Origin of the sequence: Micrococcus luteus NCTC 2665 (assembly GCF_000023205.1) — a bacterium.
GTDB classification, from domain to species: Bacteria; Actinomycetota; Actinomycetes; order Actinomycetales; family Micrococcaceae; genus Micrococcus; species Micrococcus luteus.
Map to the genome: position 1 here is coordinate 2001897 of NC_012803.1, position 23949 is coordinate 2025845.

At 73.8% G+C, this 23949-nt stretch carries 24 protein-coding genes; 14 read left to right on the top strand and 10 right to left on the bottom strand.

What is annotated here, in order from left to right; all coding sequences use genetic code 11:
• Nucleotides 1-52 precede the first annotated feature (52 nt).
• Both MLUT_RS20725 and purD read right to left on the bottom strand, forming a co-directional pair.
• A complete protein-coding gene (locus MLUT_RS20725; protein ID WP_012751065.1) occupies nt 53-1000 on the bottom strand; it encodes a phosphoribosylaminoimidazolesuccinocarboxamide synthase in 948 nt (315 codons plus the stop codon).
• Nucleotides 997-2286 carry a phosphoribosylamine--glycine ligase gene (gene purD / locus MLUT_RS20730; protein ID WP_012751066.1) on the bottom strand — a complete coding sequence of 430 codons (1290 nt, stop codon included), beginning with the start codon at nt 2284-2286 and terminating at the stop codon, nt 997-999. The genes MLUT_RS20725 and purD overlap by 4 nt, the downstream gene beginning before the upstream one ends.
• Nucleotides 2287-2348: 62 nt before the next feature.
• Here purD and MLUT_RS20735 point away from each other — a divergent pair, with 62 nt between their 5' ends.
• On the top strand, nt 2349-2618 hold the full coding sequence (locus MLUT_RS20735; RefSeq protein ID WP_010080255.1) for a hypothetical protein: 270 nt from the start codon (nt 2349-2351) through the stop codon (nt 2616-2618).
• A gap of 42 nt (nt 2619-2660) precedes the next feature.
• On the opposite strand, the gene MLUT_RS20740 is transcribed toward MLUT_RS20735, so the two are convergent.
• Together MLUT_RS20740 and MLUT_RS20745 are read right to left on the bottom strand one after the other, a co-directional pair.
• Nucleotides 2661-3290, bottom strand: coding sequence for a response regulator (locus tag MLUT_RS20740; RefSeq protein ID WP_012751067.1), 630 nt, complete (start codon nt 3288-3290; stop codon nt 2661-2663).
• Complete coding sequence (locus MLUT_RS20745) at nt 3287-4663, bottom strand: sensor histidine kinase (protein WP_012751068.1); 1377 nt, start codon at nt 4661-4663, stop codon at nt 3287-3289. Before MLUT_RS20745 ends, MLUT_RS20740 begins: the two co-directional genes overlap by 4 nt.
• Before the next feature lie 186 nt (nt 4664-4849).
• Between MLUT_RS20745 and MLUT_RS20750 the strand changes: the two genes are divergently transcribed.
• From MLUT_RS20750 to purM, 7 genes are all read left to right on the top strand, one after another.
• Nucleotides 4850-6001, top strand: a complete 1152-nt coding sequence (locus MLUT_RS20750) for an ABC transporter permease (protein WP_010080252.1) — start codon at nt 4850-4852, stop codon at nt 5999-6001.
• 80 nt (nt 6002-6081) lie between these two features.
• Nucleotides 6082-6879, top strand: a complete 798-nt coding sequence (locus MLUT_RS20755; RefSeq protein WP_010080251.1) for an ABC transporter ATP-binding protein — start codon at nt 6082-6084, stop codon at nt 6877-6879.
• A gap of 76 nt (nt 6880-6955) precedes the next feature.
• Nucleotides 6956-8029 carry an asparaginase gene (locus MLUT_RS20760; protein WP_010080250.1) on the top strand — a complete coding sequence of 358 codons (1074 nt, stop codon included), beginning with the start codon at nt 6956-6958 and terminating at the stop codon, nt 8027-8029.
• On the top strand, nt 8026-8427 hold the full coding sequence (locus MLUT_RS20765) for a sterol carrier family protein (protein WP_010080249.1): 402 nt from the start codon (nt 8026-8028) through the stop codon (nt 8425-8427). The genes MLUT_RS20760 and MLUT_RS20765 overlap by 4 nt, the downstream gene beginning before the upstream one ends.
• A gap of 141 nt (nt 8428-8568) precedes the next feature.
• The gene (locus MLUT_RS20770; protein WP_010080248.1) at nt 8569-8976 is read left to right on the top strand and encodes a hypothetical protein; all 408 of its coding nucleotides are present in this window, start codon (nt 8569-8571) and stop codon (nt 8974-8976) included.
• Nucleotides 8973-10586 (top strand): amidophosphoribosyltransferase, encoded by a 1614-nt coding sequence (purF, locus tag MLUT_RS20775; protein ID WP_010080247.1) that lies wholly within the window; start codon nt 8973-8975, stop codon nt 10584-10586. Before MLUT_RS20770 ends, purF begins: the two co-directional genes overlap by 4 nt.
• Nucleotides 10583-11740 carry a phosphoribosylformylglycinamidine cyclo-ligase gene (gene purM / locus MLUT_RS20780; RefSeq protein ID WP_010080246.1) on the top strand — a complete coding sequence of 386 codons (1158 nt, stop codon included), beginning with the start codon at nt 10583-10585 and terminating at the stop codon, nt 11738-11740. Before purF ends, purM begins: the two co-directional genes overlap by 4 nt.
• Nucleotides 11741-11871: 131 nt before the next feature.
• Here the strand turns inward: purM and MLUT_RS20785 are convergent, their stop codons facing one another.
• The 3 genes from MLUT_RS20785 to MLUT_RS20795 form a co-directional block, all read right to left on the bottom strand.
• A complete protein-coding gene (locus MLUT_RS20785; protein ID WP_010080245.1) occupies nt 11872-12861 on the bottom strand; it encodes a hypothetical protein in 990 nt (329 codons plus the stop codon).
• A 165-nt stretch (nt 12862-13026) separates the two neighbouring features.
• On the bottom strand, nt 13027-13971 hold the full coding sequence (locus MLUT_RS20790) for a Sir2 family NAD-dependent protein deacetylase (protein WP_010080244.1): 945 nt from the start codon (nt 13969-13971) through the stop codon (nt 13027-13029).
• Nucleotides 13968-14174: a DUF3073 domain-containing protein gene (locus MLUT_RS20795; RefSeq protein WP_010080243.1), complete on the bottom strand. Its 207-nt coding sequence runs from the start codon at nt 14172-14174 to the stop codon at nt 13968-13970. Before MLUT_RS20795 ends, MLUT_RS20790 begins: the two co-directional genes overlap by 4 nt.
• Before the next feature lie 154 nt (nt 14175-14328).
• On the opposite strand from MLUT_RS20795, the gene MLUT_RS20800 reads away from it, so the two are divergent.
• Complete coding sequence (locus MLUT_RS20800) at nt 14329-14628, top strand: M28 family peptidase (protein ID WP_010080242.1); 300 nt, start codon at nt 14329-14331, stop codon at nt 14626-14628.
• Nucleotides 14629-14756: 128 nt separating this feature from the next.
• Here MLUT_RS20800 and clpB read toward each other — a convergent pair whose 3' ends face one another.
• Nucleotides 14757-17351, bottom strand: coding sequence for an ATP-dependent chaperone ClpB (gene clpB, locus MLUT_RS20805; RefSeq protein WP_010080241.1), 2595 nt, complete (start codon nt 17349-17351; stop codon nt 14757-14759).
• Nucleotides 17352-17502: 151 nt separating this feature from the next.
• Here clpB and MLUT_RS20810 point away from each other — a divergent pair, with 151 nt between their 5' ends.
• Nucleotides 17503-18684 (top strand): YihY/virulence factor BrkB family protein, encoded by a 1182-nt coding sequence (locus MLUT_RS20810; RefSeq protein ID WP_010080240.1) that lies wholly within the window; start codon nt 17503-17505, stop codon nt 18682-18684.
• A gap of 4 nt (nt 18685-18688) precedes the next feature.
• On the opposite strand, the gene MLUT_RS20815 is transcribed toward MLUT_RS20810, so the two are convergent.
• On the bottom strand, nt 18689-19594 hold the full coding sequence (locus MLUT_RS20815) for a hypothetical protein (protein ID WP_010080239.1): 906 nt from the start codon (nt 19592-19594) through the stop codon (nt 18689-18691).
• 260 nt (nt 19595-19854) lie between these two features.
• On the opposite strand from MLUT_RS20815, the gene MLUT_RS20820 reads away from it, so the two are divergent.
• Genes MLUT_RS20820 through MLUT_RS20830 form a run of 3 tightly spaced genes read left to right on the top strand, consistent with a single transcriptional unit; the run spans nt 19855 to nt 22308 of the window.
• Nucleotides 19855-20676, top strand: coding sequence for an ABC transporter substrate-binding protein (locus MLUT_RS20820; protein WP_010080238.1), 822 nt, complete (start codon nt 19855-19857; stop codon nt 20674-20676).
• Entirely contained in the window at nt 20673-21503 is an 831-nt protein-coding gene (locus tag MLUT_RS20825; RefSeq protein WP_010080237.1) for an amino acid ABC transporter permease, read from the top strand. The genes MLUT_RS20820 and MLUT_RS20825 overlap by 4 nt, the downstream gene beginning before the upstream one ends.
• A 1-nt stretch (nt 21504) precedes the next feature.
• Nucleotides 21505-22308 (top strand): amino acid ABC transporter ATP-binding protein, encoded by an 804-nt coding sequence (locus MLUT_RS20830; RefSeq protein ID WP_002853962.1) that lies wholly within the window; start codon nt 21505-21507, stop codon nt 22306-22308.
• A 99-nt stretch (nt 22309-22407) separates the two neighbouring features.
• Here MLUT_RS20830 and MLUT_RS20835 read toward each other — a convergent pair whose 3' ends face one another.
• Nucleotides 22408-23001, bottom strand: coding sequence for a hypothetical protein (locus MLUT_RS20835; protein WP_010080236.1), 594 nt, complete (start codon nt 22999-23001; stop codon nt 22408-22410).
• Nucleotides 23002-23201: 200 nt separating this feature from the next.
• On the opposite strand from MLUT_RS20835, the gene MLUT_RS20840 reads away from it, so the two are divergent.
• The gene (locus MLUT_RS20840; protein ID WP_010080235.1) at nt 23202-23948 is read left to right on the top strand and encodes a DedA family protein; all 747 of its coding nucleotides are present in this window, start codon (nt 23202-23204) and stop codon (nt 23946-23948) included.
• Nucleotide 23949: the final 1 nt, after the last annotated feature.

A 23949-nucleotide genomic window follows, 5' to 3' on the forward strand; every position in this document is an offset into this window, starting at 1 on the left:
CCGGGGACTTTCGAACGTGGGATAGGGCCTATCCCACGTTCGAAAGCACGGGTCAGGCGTCGAAGGGGCGGCCCGTGAGGCGCTCGTACGCCTCCACGTAGCGGTCGCGGGTCTTGGCCACGACGTCGGCGGGCAGCGCCGGCGGGGCCTCCCCGCTGGTCTTGTCCCAGCCGGAGTCGGGGCCCGTGAGCCAGTCGCGGACGAACTGCTTGTCGAAGCTCGCCTGGGTGCGGCCGGGCTCGTAGTCCTCGGCGTCCCAGAACCGGGAGGAGTCCGGGGTGAGGACCTCGTCGCCCAGCACCACCTGGCCGGTGGCCGGGTCCACGCCGAACTCGACCTTCGTGTCCGCCAGGATGATGCCAGCCTCGCGGGCGATCGCCTCGGCGCGCGCGTACAGGTCCAGGGTGAGGAACCGCAGGCGCTCGGCGGCCTCGGTGCCCACGCGCTCGACCATCTGCTCGAACGTGATGTTCTCGTCGTGCTCGCCGACCTCGGCCTTCGCGGACGGCGTGAAGATCGGCGGGTCGAGCCGCGAGCCGTCCACGAGACCGGCGGGCAGCGGCAGGCCGGCCACCGTGCCCGACGCGCGGTACTCGGCCAGGCCGGAGCCGGTCAGGTAGCCGCGGGCGATGCACTCCACGGGGAACATGTCCAGGCGCTTGACGATCATCGCCCGCCCGGCCACGGCTGCGGGCACGTCCGTGCTCACCACGTGGTGCTCGACCGGCTCGGCGTGGGCCCCGTTGTAGCCCTCGGCCAGCTTCTCGAACCACCACAGGGTCAGCCGGGTGAGGATGGCGCCCTTGTCCGGGATCGGCGGCTCCAGCACGTGGTCGTAGGCGCTGATCCGGTCGGAGGCCACCACGAGCAGCGTCGCGGACCGTCCCGGCTCGGCGTCGGCGGGCTCGTACAGGTCCCGCACCTTGCCCGAGTAGACGTGCCGCCAGCCCGGCAGCTCGAGGGCCTCGGCCCCCGTGAACCCCACGCGCTCCCCGCTCACTTCGCTCCCTCCGTCTCGGGCACGGTGATCTCGCCGCGCTCGGCCTTGAGTCCGATGTCCGTGCGCCACTGGGCGCCGTCGAACCGGATGCGCTCGACGCCCGCGTAGGCCCGCTGCCGCGCCTGGGCCAGGTCCGTCCCGCGCCCGACGACGGCCAGCACCCGGCCGCCCGCCGTCACCACGTCCTCACCGGACGCCGCGGTGCCGGCGTGGATCACGTGCACGCCCTCGAGGGCGGCCGCGTCGGCCAGCCCGGTGATCACGTCGCCCCGCGAGGAGGAGGCCGGGTAGCCGGCCGAGGCCATGACCACGTCCACGGCGACGTCGTCGCTCCACTCGAGCCGACGGTCCGCGCCGAGCCGGCCGGCCGCCGCGTCGGCGAGCAGCCCGCCCAGGGGCGTCTCGAGGCGGGCGAGCACGGCCTGGGTCTCGGGGTCGCCGAAGCGCACGTTGAACTCGATGACCTCCACGCCCTTGGCGGTCACGGCCAGGCCGCAGAACAGCACGCCCGTGAACGGGACGCCGCGGCGGGCCATCTCGGCGAGCACGGGGCGGGCCACCCGGTCCATGACCTCGTCCGTGAAGCCCTCGGGCAGCCACGGCAGCGGCGTGTAGGCGCCCATGCCGCCGGTGTTGGGGCCGGCGTCGCCGTCGTGGATGCGCTTGAAGTCCTGCGCGGGGGTGAGGGCGACGGCGTCCTCGCCGTCGCAGATCACGAAGAGGGAGACCTCGGGGCCGTCCAGGAAGTCCTCGATCACCACGGTGCCGCCGGCGGCGAAGCAGGCCTCGGCGTGGGCGAGGGCCTCGGCGCGGTCGGAGGTGACCACGACGCCCTTGCCCGCGGCCAGGCCGTCGTCCTTGACGACGTGCGGGGCGCCGAACTCGTCGAGGGCGGCGGCGGCCTCCGCGGCGGTGGTGCACACGCGGGAGCCAGCGGTGGGCACGCCTGCGGCGGACATGACCTCCTTGGCGAAGGCCTTGGACGCCTCGAGCTGCGCGGCGGCCTGCGAGGGGCCGAACACGGCGAACCCGGCCTCGCGCAGGGCGTCGGAGACGCCGGCGGCCAACGGGGCCTCGGGACCGACGACGACGAGGTCGGCTCCCAGCTCGCGCGCGAGCTCCACGACGGCGGCCGGGTCGGTGGCCTCGACGGCGTGGAGAGTGGCGAGGCCGGCCATGCCGGCGTTGCCGGGCGCCGCGTGGAGGGCGCTGACCTGCGGATCACGGGAGAGGGCGGTGAGCAGCGCGTGTTCGCGGCCGCCGTTGCCGAGCACAAGGGTCTTCACGAGCCTCAAGCCTACGCGGTGGCCCTGGCCCGGCCTGGCCCGTGGCCCCTACGGTGGAGCGCATGACGATGCCTCCCCTCCACCACGGTCAGCCCGGCGACGACGGTGACCCCCGTGACCCCCGCCACCGGCCCGGTGCGGGGCTGGGACCCGGGCTGCGCACGGCCTGGATGTTCGTCGGCGTGATGTTCACGTGCGCCCTGATCGTCTTCTGGACGCTGCGGGGGCTCGGCGTCGAGCGCGGCGACCTCAGCCTGGCCGCCGCGCTCGGCGTGCTGGCGCTGGCCGCCGTCGCCGCGGCGGTGATCACCCGGTACGTGCGGCGCCGCTGAGCAGGACCGGGTCCGCGGGGGCCGGCCGCCCCGGCCTGCGCGTCAGCGGATGATGCGCCGTCGCCGGGCCTCGTCGACGGCGCGGGTGCGGTTGTCCACGCCGAGCTTCTGGAAGATGTGCACCAGGTGCGTCTTCACGGTGGCCTCGGAGATGAACAGCTCCTTCGCGGCCACCTTGTTCGTGGCGCCCCGCGCGATCAGCTCGAGCAGCTCGATCTCCCGCTCGGACAGCACCTCGGAGCCGCCGGACATGCGCCCCATCAGCGTGGCCGCGACCTGCGGGGCCAGGGCCTTGCGCCCCGCCGCCGCCTGCCGCACCGCCGAGGCGATCTCCTCGCTCGGGGCGTCCTTGAGCAGGTAGCCGGCGGCGCCCGCGTTCACGGCCGCGAGGATGTCCGCCTCCGTGTCGAAGGTCGTCAGGATCAGCACCTGCACCCCCGGCCACCGCTCCCGCACGGCGCGGGTGGCGGTCACGCCGTCCATGCCCGCGCCCATCTGCAGGTCCATCAGCACGACGTCCACCGCGGGCTCGCCCGCCTCCAGGACGCCGATCGCCTCCGCCCCGTCGGCGGCCTCGGCCACCACGGTCAGGTCCGGGTGCGCCTCGACGACGGCCCGCACCCCCGCCCGCACCACGGGGTGGTCGTCCACCAGCATCACGCGCACGCTCATGCGGTCTCCTCGCTCTCGGTCTGCTCGGGATCCGCGCCCCGGCCGGCCCCGGCGGCGGCCAGCGGCACCCGCAGCGCCACCACAGTGCCCTCGCCGGGGGCCGACTCGACGGTGGCCTCGCCGCCCACCGCCGCGAGGCGCTCGCGCACGCTCGCCAGTCCCACGCCGGTCCCCGCCCCCGGGTCGGCACCGGTGGCTCCGGTCCGGGTGCGGGCCGCGACGACGGCCGGGTCGAACCCCGCGCCGTCGTCGGCCACGTCCACCGTCAGCTCGTCGCCGAGGTAGCCCAGCGTGACGCGGGCGCGATGGGCGCCCGCGTGGGCGCCGACGTTCGCCAGGGACGCCTGCACGGCGCGCAGCACGGCGGTCTCCACGGCCTCGGCGACCGCGACGGGCTCGCCCACGACCTCGACGTCCGCGGCCACGGGCGTCCCGGCGGCGGCCTGCCGGTCGGCGAAGCCGGTGACCGCGCGCTCGAGCGCCTCGACGAGGGACGGCGCCCCGGTGCCGCGCAGGTCGCGGACGAAGCGGCGGGACTCGGCGAGGTTCTCGGCGGCCGTGGCGCGCACGGTCTCCATGCGCTGCCGGGCCAGGGCGGGGTCGGCGGCGTCGAGCGCGTCCTGGGCCGCGCGCGAGACCAGCACGATCGAGGCCAGCCCCTGGGTGAGGGTGTCGTGGATCTCGCGGGCGAGCCGCTCCCGCTCGGCGCTCACCCCCGCCCGGTGCTCCGTGCGCGCGAGCTCCGCCTGCGCGGCGCGCAGCTGCTCGGCCACGGCACGCTGGCGCTCGGACTCGGCGTGCAGGGCACGGTACGCCTCGGAGAGCACCACGGCCACGGCGGCACCCACCAGCGGACCGATCACGGCCGGCACCCGCACGCCGCCGGCGCCCCCCGCCATCCCGGCCACCACGACGACGGCCATCGCCACGACCAGCACGGGCCCGACCACGTGGCGCACCCACGCCTGCCGGGTCACCCGGCCGACCACGTGCAGGACGACGAAGAAGAGGGGGAAGGCGACCCACGCGAAGTCGCCGTGGTGGGCCACGAGCAGCCCCCACAGCATCAGCACCAGGGCCAGCCAGGCGACCGCCGGACCGCGGCCGACGTCGTCGCCCCGGGCCCACCGGCGCCGCTCCAGCACGGTCCCGGCCAGGTAGACGCCCGCCAGCGCGGCGGTCAGCAGCACCAGGGTGGTGGCCGGGAACGGACCGGACGCGTCCGGGGACCGGTCCGCGAGCGCACGCACCAGCCCCACGGTGAGCAGCGCGGCGAACGTGACGTGCAGGGCCACGCGCAGGCCGGCGAGCACGGCGGTGGTGCCGGTCTCGGTGGGCGCGGGGGGCACGGCGGCGCGGGGTGCGTCGGACATGGCTCCACCCTAGGGCGCGCCCCGGACGCGACAACGCCCCCGGGCCCCGGGGCCGCGCCGGTGCGCCGCCGGGATCAACCATTCGGTTGACCGGGTCCAGCCGCCGCGGGTGATGTCGCGACCCCTCCCCGCGCGAGACCGTGGAGGCAACCTCAGGACAGACCCCTTCAGGAAAGGACGCGCCCCGTGTTCCTCGCACTCCGCGACCTCCGCTTCGCCACCGGACGGTTCGCCCTCATGGGCTCCGTGGTGGCCCTCATCAGCCTGCTGCTCGTCATGCTCTCCGGCCTCACGGCCGGCCTGGGCGGACAGAACACCGCCGCGATCGACCGCCTCGGCGAGCAGCGCGTGCAGCGTCTGGTCTTCGGCGGCGCGGCGGGCCAGGAGCCCACCGCGTCGTTCACCCAGTCCGAGTTCACCGTGGCCCAGCGCGACGCGTGGGCGGCCACGGACGGCGTGGCCTCCGTCGAGCCGCTCGGGGTGAGCCAGGGCCGGGCCATCGGGCTCGAGCACCCCGTGGACACGGACCCGCAGGGCCGCGCGGACGTGTCCGGCGAGCCCACCACCGGCGTGGCCACCACCGCGTTCATCGGTCTCACCCCGGACGGCTCCGACGCGCCGGCCGGCGTCGAGCCGGGGGAGATCGTGCTCAGCCAGGACGTGGCCGACTCCCTCCACGCCCAGGCGGGTGACGCCGTCGCGGTCTCCGGCTTCGTCTACACCGTGGCCGACGTCGTGCCGACCGAGTACTACTCCCACTCCCCCGTGACGTGGCTGGCGCTCGAGGACTGGAACGCCATCTCGCACACCGCCGACGACGCGGTGCTCGGCACCGCCGGCCTCGTGCGCTTCGACGCCGGCGCCGACGTCGACGCCGTGGCCGCCGCCGGCGACGACGCCGCGGGCACCGTCGCCGAGACCGTGAAGGGCTCCTACGCCGCCCTGCCCAGCTACCGGTCCGAGAACGGCTCCCTGATGACCATGCAGGGCTTCCTGTACGGCATCTCGGCGCTCGTGGTGATCGCGTTCCTGTCCATCTGGACGGTGCAGCGCACCCGCGACATCGCGGTGCTCAAGGCCCTCGGCGGCTCGAACGGCTGGGTGCTGAAGGACTCGCTCGCGCAGGCCGCGTTCGTGCTCGTCGGGGGCGTGGCCGTGGGCACCGGGCTGGCCGCCGTGATCGGCGCGTTCGCGGGGCGTGCCGTCCCGTTCGAGCTCTCGTGGGCCACCACCGCGGTGCCCGCCGTCGGGGTCCTCGTGCTCGGCATGCTGGCCGCCGTCGTCGCGGTCTACCGCGTCACCCGGATCGACCCGCTGGTCGCCCTCGGCGGCAACTGACCGCCTCCGACGACGGCGCCGCCCGGCGCCGTCGTCCCCCTCGGCTCCGCCTCGCCCCCGCTTGGAGAAAGGACCTCCCCATGACCGCCCTCACCGCCCCGCAGGCCGACCTCGACGCCCTCCGCACCCCGACCGCCGCGGCCGCCCACCGCATCGCCGGCGAGCGCCCCGCCGCCGCGGCCGACGCCACCCCCGCGCTGTCCGTGCGCGACCTCGTGCTGGAGTACCCGGACGGCGAGCGCGGCGTGCTGCGGGCCCTGGACGAGGTGAGCCTGGACCTGCTCCCCGGCACCTTCACCGCGATGGTCGGCCCGTCCGGCTCGGGCAAGTCCTCCCTGCTGGCGGTGGCCGCGGGCCTCGTGACGCCCACCTCCGGCAGCGTGTCCGTGGCCGGCCGCGAGATGGCCGGACTGTCCCGGAAGGAGCGCACCGCGCTGCGCGGCCAGGAGATCGGCATGATCTTCCAGCAGCCCAACCTCATCCCGTCCCTCACCGCGGCCGAGCAGCTCGAGCTGACCGTGCACCTGGACCGCGACGCCACCCGCGCCGACCGCAGGGCCGCCAAGGCCCGGGCCCTGGAGCTGCTCGAGCGCGTCGACCTGGCCGACCAGGCCGGCAAGCGCCCGCACCAGCTCTCGGGCGGCCAGCGGCAGCGCGTGAACATCGTGCGCGCGCTCATGGCCTCGCCGACGCTGCTGCTCGTGGACGAGCCCACCTCCGCCCTGGACCGCGAGCGTTCGGCCGCCGTCGTGGACCTGCTGGGCACGCTGACCCGCGAGGAGCAGGTGGCGACGCTCATGGTCACACACGACCACGAGTTCCTCTCCGCCACGGACCGCACCCTGACCATGGTGGACGGGCGGCTCTCCGCGGAGTGAGCCGCTGACGCCGCCGGACCCGGCCCACCGGCCCCGGACGCCCGGCGCGTCCGGGGCCCTCGCTACCCTGGACCGCATGACCCACGCCACCGTCGCCCCCGCGGGCGAGACCCTCGCCCTGTCCGACGCCGTCGAGCTCGTGGAGACCGTCCGCAACGGCTTCGTCGAGTCCCGGACGGCGGGCGCCGCCGTCGTGACCGGCCCCGACGGGCGGGTGCTGGCCTCCCTCGGCCCCGCGGACGCGCTGATCTACCCGCGCTCCACGCTGAAGCCGTTCCAGGCCGTCGCGTCGCTGCGCCACGGGGCGGCGCTGGAGGGCGAGGCCCTGTCCATCGCGTGCGGCTCGCACCGGGGCACGCTCCGGCACCAGGCGCTGGCCGAGCGCATGCTCGCGGACGCCGGCCTCGACGCGTCCGCCCTGCGGTGCCCGCCGGCCTGGCCCGCGGACACCTCCGAGGTCGTGGCGCAGGTCCGCCGCGACGGCGAGGCCGCCGCCGCCACCCCGCTGGCCTTCAACTGCTCCGGCAAGCACGCCGGCTTCCTCGCGGCCTGCGCGGCGTCCGGGCACGACGTCGCCACGTACCTCGACCCGGCGCACCCGCTGCAGCGGGAGGTGGACGCGGTGATCGCCGAGTACTGCGGGGAGCCTGTGGCCCACACCGGTGTGGACGGCTGCGGCGCCCCGGCCGCCGTCGTCTCGCTGGCGGGCCTGGCCCGCGGCATCGGGCGGGTCGCCGCGGCGCCCGGCCGCGCCGACGCGGATCCGCATGCGGCCGCTATCGCCACTGCGATGCTCGAGCACCCGTGGGCCGTCCACGGGGAGACGAGCTCCAACACCGTGGTGATGCGCGAGCTCGGCCTGCTCGCCAAGGCGGGCGCGGACGGCGTGCTCGTCATGGCCGCGCCCGACGGCACGGCCGTGGCCGTCAAGGCGCTCGACGGCGGCACGCGGGCCGGCGACCTGGTCGCGCTCGCGCTGCTGGCCCGGTTCGCCCCGGACCACGTGGACCGCCGGAAGCTGCCGGGCGTGCTGGCCGCCGTCGTGCCCCCGGTGCTCGGCCGGGATGAGCCGGTCGGTGAGATCCGCCTGGCCGCGCCGGTACGGGACCTCGTGGGGGACGTCCTGCCGGCCTTCGAGGCGCGGGCGTGACCACCGGCTCCGTCCCGCGCCGCCGGGTGCCTGTCGTCGAGGGCCACGCGGCCCTGCTGGCGTGGGCACGCGCCCACGAGGAGGACCCCGCGGCGGCCGCCGCGCTGCCGCGCCCCACGCGGGCCATGGCGGTGCGCTTCGCGCTCGAGGAGCTGGCGACCCGCGTGCCCGGGAACTCGGTGGAGGTGCGCGTGCCGCCCTTCGGCGTCGCCCAGTGCCTCCCCGGACCCCGGCACACCCGCGGCACCCCGCCCAACGTGGTGGAGATGGACGCCGTGACATGGCTGTCTCTGGCGACGGGGCTGACGACCTGGGAGGACGCGACGGCGTCCGGGGGCGTGCGCACCTCGGGCGTGCGGGCCGACCTCGGCGCGCACCTGCCGCTCGTGCGGCCGTGAGCGAGGGGTGCCCGGCAGTCCTCTCGGCGGCACCGACCGTTCGAACGTCGGCACCGCTCCTCGTCCCGGGATGCAGGTCTGCCGATCCCGCCCCGGACACCCGGGACTGGCCCCAGCGGCCGACTCGATAGACTGGCGCGCATGACCTCCGCCCCCGAGCCGACCCCCGATCAGCGCGCCTACACCGTCCGTCGCGCCCCGCGGCTGACCGCGGTGCTCGCGGTGGCGCTCGCGCTCGGCCTGCTGATCGCCCTCGTGATCACCACCGCGGTCCACGCCTCCCCCACCCCGCCCGCGGACCCGTACTCCGGCATCCCGCTCTCCTTCTCGGAGACGTTCGGCTTCGCGGCCCTGCTGAGCATGCTCGGCACCGGCGTGCTCGGACTGCTCGTGTGGCTGCTGCTGGACCGCCGCTCCCGGTCGACCGCGCGCACCGTGGTCCTCGAGCGCACCGACGACCCGGCCGTGGCGGACGTCCGCCTGGACCGCGTGGACGCGGGCGCCCCGCCCGCCCGCACCACCCCCACCGAAAGGACCCCCGAGCAGTGATCGCACCGCGCACCCGACGAGGCGACGGCCGCCTGACCGCCGCCCTCGACCCCCAGGACCAGGGGCCGCAGGACGAATGCGGCGTGTTCGGCGTGTGGGCGCCGGGCGAGGAGGTCGCGAAACTGGCCTACTACGGCCTGTATGCGCTCCAGCACCGCGGCCAGGAGTCCGCGGGCATCGCCGTCTCGGACGGCGGGCGCATCGCCGTCTACAAGGACATCGGCCTGGTCTCCCAGGTGTTCGACGAGGCCACGCTCACCGCGCTGAGCGGCCACATCGCCGTCGGCCACTGCCGCTACTCCACCACCGGCGTGAACAAGTGGGCCAACGCCCAGCCCACCCTGGGCGCCACCGCCGACGACGGCACGGTCGCCCTGGCGCACAACGGCAACCTCGTGAACTCCGCGGAGCTGCTGCGCATGGTGCACGCCGCGGACGGCCGCCACACCCACGGTGAGATGAAGCAGGGCAACACCACGGACACCGCCCTGGTCACGGCCCTGCTGCACGGCGCCCCCGGGGACCGCCTCGAGGAGACCGCCCTCGAGCTGCTGCCGAAGATCCGCGGCGCCTACTGCTTCGTGTTCATGGACGAGCGCACCCTCTACGCCGCCCGCGACCCGCAGGGCGTGCGCCCGCTCGTGCTCGGCCGCCTCGAGCACGGCTGGGTGGTGGCCTCCGAGCAGTCGGCCCTGGCCACCGTCGGCGCCTCGTTCATCCGGGAGGTCGAGCCCGGTGAGATGATCGCGATCGACGACGAGGGCATCCGCTCCACCCGCTTCGCCGAGTCGAAGCCGGCCGGCTGCGTGTTCGAGTACGTGTACCTGGCCCGGCCGGACGCCACGATCGCCGGGCGCTCCGTGTACGAGTCCCGCGTGGAGATGGGCCGCCGCCTCGCGCTCGAGCAGCCGGTCGAGGCCGACGTCGTGATCCCCGTGCCCGAGTCCGGCACGCCCGCCGCCGTGGGCTACGCGGACGCCTCGGGCCTGCCGTTCCGCCAGGGCTTCGTGAAGAACGCCTACGTGGGCCGCACCTTCATCCAGCCGTCCCAGACGCTGCGCCAGCTCGGCATCCGCCTCAAGCTCAACGTCCAGTCCACCGTGGTGGCCGGCAAGCGCGTCGTGGTGGTGGACGACTCGATCGTGCGCGGCAACACCCAGCGCGCCGTCGTGCGGATGCTCAGAGAGGCCGGCGCCGCCGAGGTGCACGTGAAGATCTCCTCCCCTCCCGTGAAGTGGCCCTGCTTCTACGGCATCGACTTCGCCACCCGCGCCGAACTCATCGCCAACGGCGCCGCGGTGGACCAGATCGCCGCGTCCATCGGCGCCGACTCGCTGGCCTACATCAGCGAGGAGGGCATGATCGAGGCCACCGGGCAGCCGCGCGAGCGCCTGTGCACCGCCTGCTTCACCGGCGACTACCCGATCCCACTGGCCGACGAGGGCGAGCGTGGCAAGGGCCTGCTGGAGCCGGTCGCCGTGTCGCCCGCGTCCACCGTGGTGCTGGACGAGGACGGCGAGACCACCACCGTGACCGCCACGGGCTGCGAGCCCGGCCCGGACGCCGACGACGAGAAGCTGCTCACCGAGACGGACAGGACCCCGCTGTGACCCCGAACCAGACCCCCTCCTCCGCCGCCCCGATCACCTACGCCTCGGCCGGCGTCGACGTGGAGGCCGGCGACCGCGCCGTCGAGCTGATGAAGGACGCCGTGAAGGCCACCCACACCCCCGAGGTCATGGGCGGCATCGGCGGCTTCGCCGGCATGTGGGATGCCTCCGCGCTGCTGCAGTACCGCAAGCCGCTGCTGACCACGTCCACGGACGGTGTCGGCACCAAGGTGGCGATCGCGCAGGCGATGGACAAGCACGACACCATCGGCCAGGACCTCGTGGGCATGGTCGTGGACGACATCGTGGTGGTCGGCGCCCAGCCCCTGTTCATGACCGACTACATCGCATGCGGCAGGGTCGTGCCCGAGCGCATCGCGGACATCGTGCGCGGCGTGGCCGAGGGCTGCCGCCTGGCCGACACCGCGCTCGTGGGCGGCGAGACCGCCGAGCACCCGGGCCTGCTGGCCGCGGACGAGTACGACGTGGCGGGCGCGGCCACCGGCGTGGTCGAGGCGGACATGGTCCTGGGCGCGGAGCGGGTGCAGTCCGGCGACGTCGTGATCGGCATGGCCTCCTCCGGCATCCACTCGAACGGCTACTCGCTCGTGCGCCGCGTGGTGAACGCCGCGGGCTGGTCCCTCGACCGCGAGGTCACCGAGCTCGGCCGCACCCTCGGCGAGGAGCTGCTCGAGCCGACCCGCATCTACTCCCGCGCCTGCCTCGACCTGGTGCAGCGCCTCAACGGCCACGACGGCGGCTCGGACCTGCCGGTGCGCGCGTTCAGCCACGTGACCGGCGGCGGCCTGGCCGCGAACCTGGCGCGCGTGCTCCCGCGGGGCCTCATGGCGACCGTCGAGCGGGACACCTGGTCCCTGCCGCCCGTGTTCCGCCTGGTGGGCGAGCTCGGCCGCGTTCCGCAGTCCGACCTCGAGCGCACCCTCAACCTCGGTGTGGGCATGGTGGCCGTGGTGGACCCGGAGGTGGCCGCGAAGTCGATCTCCGTGCTCGTGGACGCCGGCATCGACGCGTGGGAGATGGGCACCATCGGCGCCCTCACCGACGACGCGGCGGCCGCGGGCCTGGACTTCGTGCAGGGCGCCAAGGGCGTCGACGGCGGCGCCGTGCTGATGCGCGGCCAGTACGCCGCCTGACCCCCACGGGGCGTTTTCGTTCGGGAAACGGCGGGCACCGGGGCGTTTTCGTTCGGGAAACGGCGGGCACCGGGGCGTTTTCGTTCGGGAAACGGCGGGCACCGGGGCGTTTTCGTTCGGGAAACGGCGGTTCACGACGCGAACATCCGCCCGCCGAGCCGAGCCCGGTGCGCCTGCACCTCGACGACGATGCGCCGGAAGTCGTCCCGTGCGTCGTCCACCGTGGACCAGATCTGCGTCCAGCCCGCGCGTGCCCACCCCTCGTCCCGCCACGCGTCCACGGCGACCTGTGCCGGGTCGAGGTGGTGGCCGCCGTCGTAGTGGACCGCCAAGCGCCACTGCCGCCACCCCAGATCCGCGTCCGGCGACCGGGCCCGGCCCGGGTGCAGCACCAGCTGGAGCTCCGGCTCGGGCAGGCCGGCGTGGAGCAGGGCCAGTCGCAGGGCTGTCTCCTGCGGGGAGTCCGCGTCCACCCGCACCAGCTCGAGGGCGGCACGGGCGGTGCGCACTCCCTTGAACCGCCCGGCACGCAGGAGCGCGGAGCGCAAGGCCGCCGTCGTGGTCCGCGGTGAGCGGCGCCCCTCCGGCGACCAGGGCCGGCGGACGAGGGCGTCCCCGGCCGCCACGAGGGGCTCGAGCATGCCTGGACGGAGCAGTGCGGCCAGATCCGCCCAGGATCGCTCCAGGCTCGTCAGGCGGATCCCGTGGAGGGCTGTGACGTCCGCGGCCGGGACGAGGCGGGCATGCGAGGTGATCTCCGGTCGGACGCTCGCCCCGCGCGGGTGCGGCCGGGACACCTGCACCGTGCCGTCCTCCGCCAGGAACGGCGGCAGCGGCACGCGGTGCAGGAGCAGCGCTGTGAGGTGGGAGGCCACTCCCCCGCTCGCCTCCACGATCGCGGCCGTCTCCTCCGGCGCGAAGGGAGCGGGCGTCTCGGCATAGCCGAAGTCCGCCCACGAGCCGAGGTGGTCGGTCCGGAACCGATGGACCCCGTGCGTCACGCGCCGGACGTCACCGCCGCGGACCAGTCGCTCCGAGACCCCGGCCGCGCGCAGGTCGCCACGGGTGAACGGCCGGCCGGTCTCGACGATGTCCGACAAGGGCAGGGAAGACGTGGCCATGCCCGTAACGATGGCTCAACCCGGCCGACCCCGCCCGCGCGGGAGCACCCACCGTGGACGACGACGTCGGCGGCGTCACCTGTGCAGGAGCCGTGCGTGGCCCCGGGCCACCGGGCACCCGCGCCCCGGCGCCCGCCGTTTCCCGAACGAAACCGCCGGCGGGGGTCAGAGGCGGGCGTCGAGCCAGGCCAGCGCGTCGGCGACCGGGGCGCGCCAGCGCCAGCGGGCCTTGGCGTCGGCGCGGGTGGGGCCGAGGTTGATCAGCCCCGTCTCATGCCCGGCCCGCTCGGCCCGCAGCACGAACCGGTAGCCGCTCATCACCGCCAGCGAGGTGCCGACGGCGAGCACCGTGCCGCCGTCGTCGGCCATCGCCTCCGCGGCCGCGCGCCGCTCCGCGGGCACGGACTCGCCGAAGTACACGACGTCCGGCTTGAGCTTCACGGACCCGCACACCCGGCAGCCGACCATCGTGAACTCATCCACCCAGTGCTGGTCGAGGGAGACGTCCCCGTCGGGGTTCACAGCGTACGGGTCGATCGCCACCCGCTCGAGGTAACCCGGATTGGCGGCCTCGAGCCGCAGGTCCAGGTCACGGCGGGATTCGGTGGCCCCGCAGTTCAGGCAGGCCACGCGCGCCAGGTCCCCGTGGAGCTCGATCAGCCGGTCCTCCGCCATGCCCGCCGCGCGTCCAGCCTCGGCGTGCAGCCCGTCCACGTTCTGGGTCAGGATGCCGGCGATGCGCCCCTCGTCCGCCCAGCGCGCGAGGATGCGGTGCGCCTCGTTCGGCCGGGCCTGGTCCATGCGACGCCAGCCCACGAACGAGCGCGCCCAGTAGCGGTGGCGGGCGGCCGGGTCGTCCCGGAACTCCTGGTACGTCATCGGCCGGTGGCGGTGCAGGGACCCGTTCGGTCCCCGGTAGTCCGGGATGCCGGAGTCCGTGGACACGCCGGCCCCGGTGATCACGAGCGGGCGGGACTCCTCCATCAGACGCAGCAGACCCCGAGACGCCGTCTCGGGGTCCTGCAGCGGTGCTGTCTCATCCACCACCCTGGCGATCGACCGCAGGGCGGCCTGGTGCCCGTCCAGGGCCGGATGCCGTGCGGGTGTCATCGCGCCCGCGCGTCGTCGTCCTCGTCCTCCGCGTAGAGGTCCGCGTAGGGATCCTCGTACTCGGGCTCCTGGTCCGGCTCCGGGCTGCGCGTGCGCCCGCCCGTGAGCTCTCGCTCCAGTGCCGAGAGGTCTGTTCCGGGAGAGAAGTACTTCATCTCCCGTGCCTGCTTCGTGGCCTTAGCCTTCTGACGGCCGCGCCCCATGAGCGTGACCCCCTTCGCATCTCTCGCCGCCTCGGATCTGTGGCGCACAGGGGCCCGCCGAGGTACTCACTGGTCAATATGGTTCGTGCGGACAAGGATACATGACCGGCCGGACGGCCCGCGGACGACGACGGCCGGCCCGGTCCGGCGGGGCATGCGGGGGCGCCGGGTGCGGCGCGGGTCGATCGGTGCTGAGTCCCTGCTCGGCGCACAGCTCGACCGCGACGGCCACGCGCACCAGCCCGAGGGCAGCAACGGCCGCTCGGACTACGCGCCGTTCGTGGACGCGGGCATCGCCTCGACGGGCCTGCTCTCGATCCGCGACGACAACTACCACACGCCCCAGGACGACATCGACAACGTCTCCATCACCACGCTGACCCACGCGGCCCGCGCGGTGGCGAACCTGATCGGCACCCTCCAGCAGGACGCCGACGCCCTCGGCACCCGCTGACCCGAGCGGCTCCGTCCGTCTCACAGATGCCGTCGGGGGCGGTTTCGGGTGGTATCCAGGCTGGATACCACCCGAAACCGCCCCCGACGTGCCAGAGGGAGGAGGAACACGGTCCGTCGGTCCCGGCGTCAGCCCTTCCGGGCCACGGTGAGGCCGTTCTCGCCCTCGGCGCGGTCCACGACGACGGTGTCCCCCTCCGTGATCTCGCCGGCCAGCAGGGCGCGGGCCAGCTGGTCGCCGATCTCGCGCTGCACCAGGCGGCGCAGGGGCCGGGCGCCGTAGGCCGGGTCGAACCCGGTCTCGGCGAGCCACGCCTTGGCGGCGTCGGACACCTCGAGGATGAGGCGGCGGTCCGTCAGGCGCGCCTGCAGGGACTCGACCTGCAGGTCCACGATCCGCGTCAGCTCGGCCACGGTGAGCGCGTCGAACAGCACGATCTCGTCCAGGCGGTTGAGGAACTCGGGCTTGAACGCCGCGCGCACCACGGACATCACGGACTCGCGCTTGGCGGCCTCGTCCAGGGTCGGGTCCACGAGGAACTGCGAGCCCAGGTTCGAGGTGAGGATCAGGATCACGTTGCGGAAGTCCACGGTGCGGCCCTGGCCGTCGGTGAGGCGGCCGTCGTCGAGCACCTGGAGCAGGATGTCGAAGACCTCGGGATGGGCCTTCTCCACCTCGTCCAGCAGCACCACCGAGTAGGGGCGACGCCGCACGGCCTCCGTGAGCTGGCCGCCCTCGTCGTAGCCGACGTAGCCCGGAGGGGCGCCGACCAGGCGGGAGACGGAGTGCTTCTCCGCGTACTCGGACATGTCGATCCGGACCATGGCGCGCTCGTCGTCGAAGAGGAACTCCGCGAGCGCCTTGGCGAGCTCGGTCTTGCCCACGCCCGTGGGGCCCAGGAACAGGAACGAGCCGGTGGGCCGGTTCGGGTCCGCGATGCCGGCACGCGAGCGGCGCACCGCGTCCGCGACGGCGACGACGGCGTCCCGCTGCCCGATCAGTCGCTCGCCGAGGTGCTCCTCCATGGTGAGCAGCTTCTCGGACTCGGCGGTGAGCATGCGGCCGGCGGGGATGCCGGTCCACGCGGAGACCACCTCGGCGATGTCGTCCGCCGTGACCTCCTCGGAGACCATCGGCTCGGTGCTCGAGCGGTCGGCCTCGCGGGCGGCGCGGTCCGCCTCCTCGAGCTGCTTCTCCAGCGCGGGGATCTCGCCGTACAGCAGGCGGGAGGCCTCGGCGAGGTCGCCGTCGCGCTGGGCCTTCTCGGCCAGCGAGCGCAGCTCGTCCACCTTGGCGCGCAGGTCACCGGCCTCGTTGAGGGTTGCCTTCTCCGCGTCCCAGCGGGCGGTGAGGGCGGTGAGCTCCTCCTCGCGGTCCGCCTTCTCGGCGCGCAGGGCCTCGAGCCGCTCGACAGATGCCGGGTCCGTCTCGCCCTCGAGGGCGAGCTCCTCCATGGTTAGGCGGTCCACCTGGCGGCGCAGGACGTCGATCTCCTCCGGGGCGGAGTCGATCTCCATGCGCAGACGCGAGGCGGCCTCGTCCACGAGGTCGATGGCCTTGTCGGGCAGCTGGCGGCCGGTGATGTACCGGTCGGACAGCGCGGCCGCGGCCACGAGCGCGGAGTCGGCGATGGCCACCTTGTGGTGGGCCTCGTAGCGCTCCTTGAGCCCGCGGAGGATGGCGATCGTGTCGTCCACGCTGGGCTCGCCCACGTAGACCTGCTGGAAGCGGCGCTCCAGGGCGGGGTCCTTCTCGATGTTCTCGCGGTACTCGTCCAGGGTGGTCGCGCCGATCAGGCGCAGCTCGCCGCGGGCCAGCATGGGCTTGAGCATGTTGCCCGCGTCCATGGCGCCCTCGGACGCGCCCGCGCCCACGACGGTGTGGATCTCGTCGATGAACGTGACGACCTGCCCCTCGGCGGCCTTGATCTCCTCGAGGACGGCCTTCAGGCGCTCCTCGAACTCGCCGCGGTACTTCGCGCCGGCGACCATGGCGCCCAGGTCCAGGCTGATCAGCGTCTTGCCGCGCAGGGACTCCGGGACGTCCCCGGCCACCATCCGCTGGGCCAGGCCCTCGACGACGGCGGTCTTGCCGACGCCGGGCTCGCCGATGAGCACGGGGTTGTTCTTGGTGCGGCGCGAGAGCACCTGCACCACGCGGCGGATCTCCGCGTCGCGGCCGATCACCGGGTCGAGCTTGCCGGAGCGGGCGAGCTCGGTGAGGTCCGTGCCGTACTTCTCGAGGGACTGGAAGGTGGTCTCCGGGTCCTGGGTGGTGACGCGGGAGTCGCCGCGCACCTGGGTCAGGGCGGCGGCGAGCGCCTCGAGGCTCGCCCCGTTCGAGCGCAGTGCCTCACCGGCCTCGCCCGGGTCCGCGGCCACGCCGAGCAGCAGGTGCTCGGTGGAGACGAACTGGTCCGAGCGCTGCTCGGCCTGGGTGCGCGCGTTCTGCACGACCTGCAGTGCGGCGCGCGAGAGCTGGGCCTGGGCCACCGTGCTGCCCTGGGTGGAGGGCAGGCGCCGGATGGCCGAGGAGGCCGCCGTGGAGACGGCGTCGGGGTCGGCCCCGGCGGCCTTGAGGACGGCCACCGCGACGGACTCCCGCTGGTCCATCAGGGCCTTCAGCAGGTGGGCCGGCTCGATCTGGGGGTTGCCGGCGGTGGAGGCGTTCATGGCCGCGGCCGAGAGCGCCTCCTGGCTCTTGGTGGTGAACTTGGCATCCATGTGCGCATCGCTCCTTCTCTCCCCCGTGTCCCGGGGGTGTCGGACAACCGTCGACAGCGGGCCATTCCCACTGTCGAGACGACGTTGAGTCTATGTAGCTCAACTCTCCTCGTGCCAGGGCTATTCCCCGGCGCGCCGGTACGTTGGTGCCATGGCCGGCTCCACAGCGGCGCCCCGGCGCCTCCGCACGTACACCCGACCGCGGGTGTCCCTGCTGTACGTCCTGCGCCGCACCCTGCACCGGCTCCTCGAGCTGCAGGTCTGGGACGTGGCCGCCGCCATGACCTTCTTCGGGGCGCTGTCCCTGCTGCCCACCGTGGTCGCCCTGCTCTCCGTGGTCTCGCTGCTGGGCGTCGAGGAGGAGACCGTGGACGCCGCGGCCCACCTGGCCGCCGAGATCTGGCCGTCGCTGACGCCCGACGTCGTCCGCGAGTGGATCCTGACCCTCGGCTCGGCCGGGCCCGGCACCGGCGCCGTCGTCCTCGGGGCCGTCGGCACCGTGGTGTCCGCCTCGGGCGCCGTCGGCGCGTTCCACCGGGCCATGCACCGCATCCACGACACCCGCGAGGGCCGGCCCTTCCTCCACTTCCGCCTCGTGGTCTTCGTCGAGACGCTCGCCCTCATGCTCGGCGCCGTGCTGATCACGATCCTGGTGGTCGTCGGCGGGGACCTCTCCCTGCGCCTCGGCCAGGCCGTCGGCCTGCCGGAGGAGACGGTCCAGACGTGGAACGTGGTGAAGTGGCCGGTCATCCTCGTGGTGATCGCCCTGATCGTGACCCTCGCCTACCGCCTGGGGCCCAACGTCCGGCAGCCCCGCTACCGCCCCCTCTCGCTCGGCGCCGTGGCCGTGGTGGTCCTGCTCTTCGGCGCCACCGTGGCCCTGGGCTGGATCACGGACCGGTTCGGCCAGTTCGCCGTGGTCGGGCGGATCAACTCCGCGATCGGCGTGCTCGCCCTCGCGTGGGTGGCGTGCATCGTGCTGTTGGCCGGGGCCGCCTTCGACGCGGAGGTGCTGCGTGCCCGCCAGCTGGCCGTCGGCATCGACGCCTCCGTCGAGATCCAGCTGGCGACGCGGCACACCGCGGTGCTCGAGGACTCCGAACGGTACGAGGCCCGCAACCGCCGCCTGGCCCGGCTCGTGGCCGACGCCGTGCGCGCCGGCGAGGACCTCACGATCGAGGCCACACCCCTGCTCTCCGAGGAGGGGCGCCTCCTCGCGATCGAGTCGGGGCGGCGGAACCCGGAGGACGTCAGCTCGGGCAGCCCGTTCCACGCGGACCCGGTGTCCGACGACGGCGCCCGCCTCGAGCCGACGTCCCGGCCCGACGACTGAGAGGTCAGCGCTCCCGGGCCTCGAACGCCTCGACCTGGGCACGCAGCGTCTCGGCCGCGATCTCCTCGTCAAGGCCCACCATGCCGAGGTACACGAGCTCGTCCCCGTCCGTGACGCCGCCGACGGTCATGGTGAACAAGGCCGTGTCCATGCCCGAGTTCCCCAGGGCGATGTGGACCGCGTCCGGCACGCCGGGCACCTTCGTGAAGGCCGCCTCGACGCCGTCCGGGTCGCCGAACGTGCCGCACGTGTCGGCCAGCTTGCCGAAGGGCGCCAGCAGATCGGTGCCGTCGTCGGTGACCGCGACCATGCCGAACGCCCCGGCCTGGGAACCGGCCAGGCCGGTGACGGCGGCCGGGTCCACCTCGTACTGGGCCAGCGCACCGCCGAGCCCGGGCGCCTGCTGCGTGTTGATCTGCTCGATGAGGTCCGCGCAGGCGCCCGGGGGCGTGACGCCCGTCAGGTTCAGACTCGTGCTGATCGGCTCACCCCCGCCGCCGACCTGGGTCTCCATGTCCGTGAACACGCCGTCGGGCGCGGTCTGGGGCGTGAGCAGGACGTCCTCGAGCGCCTCCACGCGCTCCTCCTGCTCGTCCGTGAGGTCCGAGCCGGCCCCCATCGAGGCGGACTCCGACGCGTCGGCCGACGCGGACGCCGCCACCGAGGACACGGCGGAGGACGAGGCCGTGGACACCGCCGCCGAGGGAGCCGCGGAGGACGACGTGGCCGCGTCCTGCGTGGGGCTCGCGGTCGCGCTGACGGTCGCCGGGGAGGCCGAGGACGCGTCGGAGGAGGGAGAGGAGGACGAGGCCTCGCCGCCTCCCCCACCGCAGCCGACGAGCGCGAGGGCGCCCACGGCGAGCAGGGACAGGGGGGCGGCGGTGCGAGCGGGGGCGGCGGTGCGGAGCATGAGAGACCTCTCAGACCGGGTGACGACGATGTGACCAGTCTGACAATCCCCACAGCGCAAGGCCAGTCTTCGTCTGCCGAGGCGGGCCGCGGCAGGGCCACCGGTCGATCGGCTCGCTCCGCGGCGACGAGTCGTCTCCCGGCGCCCGCGACGGCCCCCGACGCACTACGATGACCACCAATCACGGCGGAACACGTCACTCTGCCGGCTCCCTCCGACCCGCACGCCCGTCCTCCCGACGGCGGCACAGAAGGCACTCCATGACCCGCATCCACTCCCGCCTCCTCGGCGCCGTGGGGCTCACCGCGTCAGCGGCGCTGCTCACCGGCTGCGCCGTCCTCGGCGGCGACGCCGGATCCGCCGGCATCGTGTCCGATGACGACCTGAGCACCTCGTACGGCCTCGTCCAGCCCGGCGTCTTGACGGTCTGCTCCGACATCCCCTACCCGCCCTTCGAGTTCGAGGAGAAGGGTGAGCTGACCGGCTACGACATCCAGCTGGTCGAGGCGGTGGCGGAGAAGCTGGGTCTCGGGGTGAACGTGATCGACTCCTCCTTCGAGGCGATCGAGTCGGGTGCCTCGCTCACCGGCTGCGACGTGAACGCCTCGTCGATCTCCATCACCGAGGCCCGCCAGCGCGTCATGGCCTTCACCCTCCCCTACCTCGACGACGACCTCGTCCTGGTCGCGAAGAAGGGCTCCGGCATCACCGACGTCGAGTCCGCGAAGGGCCGCCGGATCGGCGTGCAGGCCGCGACCACCGGCGATGAGTACGCCCAGCAGAACGGCCTGAGCCCCGTGCAGTTCGAGGACGGCGGCATGCAGATCCAGGCCCTCCAGGCCGGCACCGTGGACGCCGCCCTGGGCAACCAGTCCGTGCTGCTCTACTCGCTCAAGGACGACGATCGCTTCGAGGTGGTCGAGTCGCTGCCCACGGGCGAGCAGCTCGGCATGGCGGTCGGCCCACAGAAGGCGCAGCTCGGCTCCGCCGTGAACCGCGCGCTGCAGGAGCTGCGCAACGACGGCACCGTGGCCGAGCTCCAGGAGCGCTGGTTCGGTCAGGCACAGGAGGACTACCGATGAGCACGCAGACCCCCGTCTCGCCCGCACCGGCCATGAAGCCCGGCCGTGCGCGCCGCCGTCGCCGGCTGTCCCTGATCATCCAGGCGGCCGTCTTCGTCCTCGCCGTCGTCGTCCTGGCCGTCCTCATCGACTGGGGCGCGCTCGCCGAGAACGTCCTGAACTTCCCCGCCGTGGCCCCGATGTTCCCCAACGTGATCCTCGTGGGCCTGGGCAACACGCTGTTCTACACGGTCACCTCGTTCGTCGTCGGCCTGCTGGGCGGCGTCGTGCTCGCGCTCATGCGCCTGAGCTCGTTCGGCCCGTACCGGTGGCTGGCCACCGCCTACGTCGAGTTCTTCCGCGGCGTCCCCGCGCTGCTGGTGTTCCTCGCCTTCGGCTACGGGGTGCCCTTCGCGTTCGGGGTGTCCTGGCCGATCCCCGTCGTCGTGATGGCTGCCCTGGGCATGGTCTCGGCCGCCTACATCGCCGAGACCCTGCGTGCCGGCCTGCAGGCCGTGCCCCGCGGCCAGATGGAGGCGGCCCGGTCCCTCGGCATGCCGACGTGGCGGGCCATGGTCACCATCGTGATCCCCCAGGCGTTCCGCATCGTGCTGCCGCCGCTCACCAATGAGGTCATCCTCCTGACCAAGGATTCCTCGCTGGTCTACGTGCTCGGCCTGGCCGCGCACGAGTACGAGCTCACCAAGTTCGGCCGCGACGGCATCTCCGCCCTCGACGCCGGCATGACGCCGATCCTCGTGGCCGGCCTGTTCTACCTCGTGATCACCGTGCCGCTGTCCCTGCTGGCCCGCCGGTTCGAGGCCCGTTCGACCAAGAAGGGGCACTGAGATGGCCCAGCAGAACCCCATCACCGGATCCTTCGGCGCGGTGGCCGCCGCGGACGCCGCCGGCGTGCACGTGGCCGGCCTCAACAAGTCCTTCGGCGCCAACCACGTGCTGCGCGGCATCGACCTCGACGTCGCCCCCGGCGAGGTCGTGTGCCTGATCGGCCCGTCCGGCTCGGGCAAGTCCACCCTCCTGCGCTGCGTGAACCTGCTGGAGAAGCCCGACTCGGGCGTCGTCACGGTCGGTGAGTTCACGGTCACGGACGAGGACGTGGACCTGGACGTGCTGCGCCGCCACGTGGGCATGGTGTTCCAGCAGTTCAACCTGTTCCCGCACCTGTCCGTGCTGGAGAACTGCACCGTGGCCCAGCTCAAGGTGCTCAAGCGGGGCAAGGCCGAGGCGGCGGACATCGCCCGTCGACAGCTGGCCCGCGTGGGCCTGGCCGAGCTCGAGGACCGCTACCCGGACCAGCTCTCCGGCGGCCAGCAGCAGCGCGTGGCGATCGCCCGTGCGCTGGCCATGGACCCGCAGCTGATGCTCTTCGACGAGCCCACCTCCGCCCTCGACCCCGAGACCGTCGGCGACGTCCTGGCGATCATGCGTCAGCTGGCCCGCGACGGCATGACCATGCTCGTGGTCACCCATGAGATGGGCTTCGCCCGCGAGGTGGCCGACCGGGTCGTGTTCATGGACGGCGGCGTCGTGGTGGAGGCCGGCCCGGCCGCCGCGGTGATCTCCGACCCCCAGCAGCCGCGCACCCAGGACTTCCTGCGCCGCGTGCTGCACCCCACCGAGATCGACCTCTGAGCCTGCCCGCCCGCCGTGCCCCGGTGGGCGGGCACATGCGTGAGGGGCCCTGCCCGGACCATGGTCCGGGCAGGGCCCCTCACGCGTGCGGCGGAGGCGTCAGGCCTTCTTGCGCAGCTTCTTCAGCTCGTCACGGGCCTCGCGCAGCGCGGCGACCTGCTCCTCACGGGCGGCGTGGATCGCGGCGACCTTCTCGTCCTGGGCGTCGCGGATGGCCTGCACCTTGGCGTCGCGGGCGCCCTCGATGCGGGCGGCGCGCTTCTTGGCGGCCTTGCGGCGCTTGCCGGGGCGGTTGGCCACGGAGTCGGCGGTGATGGCCAGGCCGGAGGCGACCAGGAAGATGTCCTTGGCGACGCCGGTGCCCTCCTGGGACGGACGTACGCCGTCCGCCTCGGTCATCTCCGGGGTGTTCAGGTACATGGAGAACAGGCCGCCGGAGAACGCGGTCAGGGCGGAGCCGGCGAGCCAGCCCGGGACGAACGGGGCCAGCAGGGCTGCGCCCACGCCGACCTCGGTGGTCACGAGGAACTTCTTGAACTGCTCCGGCGACAGGTTGGCCAGCGCGGGCAGGCCGCGGGCGCCCATGTCGCGCAGGCCCTGGGCCTGCTCCGCGGAGATGCCGCGCTTGTTCAGGCCGGAGTTCAGGATGAACGCGCCGGAGGCCAGGCGCAGCGGAATCTGGACGATGCTCATGGAGTCTTCCTTCCAGTAGGGCCCGCGGCACGCACGTGGAGTGGGGTGTGGCGCGAACGGTCGGTGAGCGGTCAGCGCCTCTGACACTACCAACGGCAGCCCGCTCCCGCCCGCCCGGAGGCGCGACTGTGCGCGCAGAGCGGACGACGTCGCCGCCTCCACCACGTCGCCGAGGCGGTCGATGATGGACAATGGGGCGCATGCTCCCCCTCATCACACCCCTGACCGTGGCCGCCGCCGCGCCCACCGACTACGGCTGGCTCGGCAACATCGTCGTGGACATCATGGAGGCCGTCGGCCCGATCGGCGTCGGCCTGGCCGTCTTCGCGGAGAACATCTTCCCGCCCATCCCGTCCGAGGTGATCCTGCCCCTGGCCGGCTTCACCGCGGCCGGCGGCGCCTTCAGCCCGCATGCCGCGCTGGTCTGGGCGACGGTCGGCTCGATCGTCGGAGCGCTGGCCCTCTACGGCCTCGGCGCGTGGCTCGGCCGCCACCGCATGTACCGCCTCGCGGACCGCATGCCGCTGGTGGACATGGAGGACGTGGCCAAGACCGAGCGCTGGTTCATCCGCTACGGCTACTGGACCGTGTTCCTGGGCCGCATGGTCCCCGTGTTCCGCTCCCTGATCTCCATCCCCGCGGGCATCGAGCGGATGAACCTCGCGAAGTTCACCCTGTTCACGGCGCTGGGCTCCCTGATCTGGAACGCGATCTTCGTCTACGGCGGCTACGCGCTCGGGGAGCGGTTCCACGTCGTCTCCGAGTACGCGGACGTCTTCTCCAACATCGTCCTGGTCCTGATCCTGGCCTTCCTCGCGATCTGGGTGGTCCTGCGCCTGCGCCGTGACGCCCGCCGCCGGAACGACCCGGACTGGCGCCCGCCGACCGCGGACGAGATGGCCGCCCGCGTCGAGGCCATCCTGGAGTCCTCCGACCACCGGAAGTGAA

Excerpts from the sequence above, each read along its gene's own strand:
- MLUT_RS20735 (WP_010080255.1), top strand. The coding sequence starts at position 2,349 with ATGACGATGCCTCCCCTCCACCACGGTCAGCCCGGCGACGACGGTGAC.
- MLUT_RS20740 (WP_012751067.1), bottom strand. The coding sequence starts at position 3,290 with ATGAGCGTGCGCGTGATGCTGGTGGACGACCACCCCGTGGTGCGGGCG.
- MLUT_RS20745 (WP_012751068.1), bottom strand. The coding sequence starts at position 4,663 with ATGTCCGACGCACCCCGCGCCGCCGTGCCCCCCGCGCCCACCGAGACC.
- MLUT_RS20755 (WP_010080251.1), top strand. The coding sequence starts at position 6,082 with ATGACCGCCCTCACCGCCCCGCAGGCCGACCTCGACGCCCTCCGCACC.
- MLUT_RS20760 (WP_010080250.1), top strand. The coding sequence starts at position 6,956 with ATGACCCACGCCACCGTCGCCCCCGCGGGCGAGACCCTCGCCCTGTCC.
- MLUT_RS20770 (WP_010080248.1), top strand. The coding sequence starts at position 8,569 with ATGACCTCCGCCCCCGAGCCGACCCCCGATCAGCGCGCCTACACCGTC.
- MLUT_RS20785 (WP_010080245.1), bottom strand. The coding sequence starts at position 12,861 with ATGGCCACGTCTTCCCTGCCCTTGTCGGACATCGTCGAGACCGGCCGG.
- MLUT_RS20790 (WP_010080244.1), bottom strand. The coding sequence starts at position 13,971 with ATGACACCCGCACGGCATCCGGCCCTGGACGGGCACCAGGCCGCCCTG.
- MLUT_RS20795 (WP_010080243.1), bottom strand. The coding sequence starts at position 14,174 with ATGGGGCGCGGCCGTCAGAAGGCTAAGGCCACGAAGCAGGCACGGGAG.
- MLUT_RS20800 (WP_010080242.1), top strand. The coding sequence starts at position 14,329 with ATGCGGGGGCGCCGGGTGCGGCGCGGGTCGATCGGTGCTGAGTCCCTG.
- clpB (WP_010080241.1), bottom strand. The coding sequence starts at position 17,351 with ATGGATGCCAAGTTCACCACCAAGAGCCAGGAGGCGCTCTCGGCCGCG.
- MLUT_RS20810 (WP_010080240.1), top strand. The coding sequence starts at position 17,503 with ATGGCCGGCTCCACAGCGGCGCCCCGGCGCCTCCGCACGTACACCCGA.
- MLUT_RS20815 (WP_010080239.1), bottom strand. The coding sequence starts at position 19,594 with ATGCTCCGCACCGCCGCCCCCGCTCGCACCGCCGCCCCCCTGTCCCTG.
- MLUT_RS20820 (WP_010080238.1), top strand. The coding sequence starts at position 19,855 with ATGACCCGCATCCACTCCCGCCTCCTCGGCGCCGTGGGGCTCACCGCG.
- MLUT_RS20825 (WP_010080237.1), top strand. The coding sequence starts at position 20,673 with ATGAGCACGCAGACCCCCGTCTCGCCCGCACCGGCCATGAAGCCCGGC.
- MLUT_RS20830 (WP_002853962.1), top strand. The coding sequence starts at position 21,505 with ATGGCCCAGCAGAACCCCATCACCGGATCCTTCGGCGCGGTGGCCGCC.
- MLUT_RS20835 (WP_010080236.1), bottom strand. The coding sequence starts at position 23,001 with ATGAGCATCGTCCAGATTCCGCTGCGCCTGGCCTCCGGCGCGTTCATC.
- MLUT_RS20840 (WP_010080235.1), top strand. The coding sequence starts at position 23,202 with ATGCTCCCCCTCATCACACCCCTGACCGTGGCCGCCGCCGCGCCCACC.